Genomic DNA, 480 nt, shown 5'->3' on the forward strand with positions numbered 1-480 from the left:
TCTTAGTGTGCGTTGAAGAATTTATGACCGCCTTTTCATCAGGGCAACAGCCGGGAGTGAGAAAAATGAGTGTATCGTTATTATGAAAGCTTATTTATTCCCCGCCCCTTGGGGCGAACTACCCTGTAGTTGACTATTGGTTTTGATACCCCGCTGCTTGCGGCGGGGGTGTTCATTTCTACTAATCTAGCTATTGCAGACCTTATAATTCCAGACAATAATAAGACTCAGGCTAATCAAGTTAATAATATCCCCGTAGTAGATATAGCTACTCCTAACCTTTCAAGAGTGTCTCACAATGTTTATAAAGAATTTAATGTAGGAGAACAAGGATTAGTTTTTAATAATTCTTTAGAATCTACGTAACCGCTCAATTAACCCGTAAGCGCTCAATTAAACCGTGCAGTTCACATTATATCGCTGATGTTCACGTTCCACGGCAACAGGTCGTGCAGGGGATCACCAGATTGGCGTCTGGGG

The 480-nt window shown here is 42.1% G+C and carries 1 protein-coding gene; it reads left to right on the top strand.

Annotation, left to right across the window (positions count from 1 at the left end):
• Positions 1–129: 129 nt before the first annotated feature.
• Positions 130–366 (top strand): two-partner secretion domain-containing protein, encoded by a 237-nt coding sequence (locus tag Xind_RS19785; RefSeq protein ID WP_187650974.1) that lies wholly within the window; start codon positions 130–132, stop codon positions 364–366.
• Positions 367–480: the final 114 nt, after the last annotated feature.

It is taken from the genome of Xenorhabdus indica (assembly GCF_014467235.1).
In the GTDB taxonomy this organism is placed as follows: domain Bacteria; phylum Pseudomonadota; class Gammaproteobacteria; order Enterobacterales; family Enterobacteriaceae; genus Xenorhabdus; species Xenorhabdus indica.